Source organism: Rhodopseudomonas sp. B29 (genome assembly GCF_000333455.1).
Lineage (GTDB): Bacteria > Pseudomonadota > Alphaproteobacteria > Rhizobiales > Xanthobacteraceae > Rhodopseudomonas.
The window spans coordinates 1-2,011 of record NZ_BADD01000043.1 but is presented as its reverse complement, the minus strand read 5'-3'; the positions used below and the strand labels follow the sequence as shown (position 1 = coordinate 2,011).

Annotated in this window: 2 protein-coding genes; one reads left to right on the top strand and one right to left on the bottom strand. The window is 55.1% G+C overall.

Annotated elements, in window-relative coordinates; all coding sequences use genetic code 11:
- Positions 1-388 precede the first annotated feature (388 nt).
- The gene (locus I5M_RS01355) at positions 389-802 is read left to right on the top strand and encodes a hypothetical protein (protein WP_148287803.1); all 414 of its coding nucleotides are present in this window, start codon (positions 389-391) and stop codon (positions 800-802) included.
- A gap of 255 nt (positions 803-1,057) precedes the next feature.
- Here I5M_RS01355 and I5M_RS01350 read toward each other — a convergent pair whose 3' ends face one another.
- A complete protein-coding gene (locus tag I5M_RS01350; RefSeq protein ID WP_031334949.1) occupies positions 1,058-1,504 on the bottom strand; it encodes a hypothetical protein in 447 nt (148 codons plus the stop codon).
- Positions 1,505-2,011: the final 507 nt, after the last annotated feature.

Below are 2,011 nucleotides of genomic sequence, written 5' to 3'. Positions count from 1 at the left end.
GCTATGATGAGCGCAGCAATCGCCGTTGCCATCATCACCTCCCTTTCCGCTTTCGGCGCGGCGGTCAAGCGCAGGGGGCACCATCACCCACGCCCAAACCTCCGCCCGCACCCGCGCAGTCTCGGCTTCCAGCTTCATGAAACACCTAATCTCGGTCTCCACCAAACCGGCAGCAGCACGGACTGTCGAACTCTCTAGTTTCGAAGTAGCGGCGTAGCTGCGGGCTCACTCACGGGTTTGTAGGTATTGTCGACATGGCCAGCAGCCCACACAACTGCGTCGCACCGTGCCGCTTGCATCGTCGTCAAATTCGACACCACAATTCATGCAGCCGTCGACTTACAGTTTGCGCATCGATGCGATGGTGTTCATGGATTCGGGATACAGAATGACCTACTCCCATATGGAAGTCACAGGTGACCTCTCTAGAAGCTTAGCCGAAGATCTCAACATTTATGGCAAGGTTATTGACATGGAGGTTGTCGATTTGCCCGCGGATAACAGGCATTTCGCCGTCGCGTTCGTGGCTTTGCGAATGCGTGAAATTCCATATCCAGTGGAGGGTGTAGTTTGCTTACTCAAAAGCTATGAAGAGGCGACCCCAACCGAGTGTATGGTGGATACCGTTTTCGAGAGCGAAGGGCCTTCAGCCTGTTTCTGTCCAGACAGAATTCTTAATCAACTGAGCCCAACCCAAGACATCGTCTCGTTATCATGGCGACAACGCTGCCGTGCGCTGCGTGACTGGGACAGCGAACGCTGGGCCGATGAATTGCTTGACGACCTTCCACAACTCTACTGAGTTGAGCGGCTCTTGGGACTTAATACAGCTCGACTAGCTAGCTTCAATGCATGGTGCAGATGAGGATTGAACACATATTCGAGTGGTCAATAGCGATACTCCGCGGACCGGCCAACTGGAATAGTGGGTCGCCCAGGTCCGCGGATTAGCGGCCAGCATCACCGTTCAACGCGCGAGCCGTGCCTCCCTCGTTTGAGCGCTTTCCCTGCCGTTTCGGATAGGTCGGCATCGCTCGGATGCATCCCTCGAGATGCGTCAGTTTCTCATGACCTTGGTGCTTAACAGCCGATGCATGTCCCAGTGTCCGCCCTCCCCAGCCGCTTCAGTCTCCCGCCTCCTTGGCCGTACAAGCCATTCGTCGGTGTCCGGATTATACAGTCCCGGCAGCCGCATATGATCGTTGATCGCCAAGAAATCGGACACGTTAACAGTTACGACTGTCGCATTCATGGCGATGGCGGTCGCCGCAATCTCAAGATCCCGCCCGATTCTTGCGGGATACTTACCCGGATTAGGCGCGAACACATTCTGTAGCTCTGGTACTATTGATAGATCAGTGAAAACATCGATGATGTGGTCGTTGAGTGCGATGATGCGCGGTCGCATCGCTAACAGGTTATCGAACCAATTGCTGAGAGCGTCTGCCCTAGCACTCTCGCCCTTCGAAGACAGGATTTTGATCCCCCGCCGAATCTCAATCACTGTGCATTGTGCAACGCACCAGTTTCGCGGTCGCAGACGATGACACCAATCGAGCACCGATGGCGAAGGCCGAGGCTTGGAAAGGTTCGACAGGACATTGGTATCGAGGAGGTAAAGGGGCATTCGGACCGCGAATCTCGGTTCTCGAATACCATCTTCTCCTCGGCTTGAGAAATGGTTAACGATCTCTAACCCGCCACGCCCTTCCGTCCTCTAGTCTGGGCTGAGGGTGGAAGAGCTCCGTTTATCTAACGAATCCTTTCGTGAGATCGTCAGACGCTCTAATCTAAGTGGATTCGAGGGTTGAACGCTTGAAAAGACCGCGCCAGCACATGTGGACCGAAGCCGAAGCGGTCGCGAACCCGCGCAAATTGTTTGAGGCCGTCTTATCGGATGGACCACAGCGAGTTCGCATGCCGAACCAGGCAGACATCGTCCTGACCCTCGACCAAACTGACGAAGACGCGGAGAAGAGTCTGTCCGCCCTCCTCAAGCGCCCCAATATCC

Bases quoted from the DNA above. Each gene is read 5' to 3' on its own strand.
- I5M_RS01355 (WP_148287803.1), top strand. From the start codon at position 389: ATGACCTACTCCCATATGGAAGTCACAGGTGACCTCTCTAGAAGCTTA.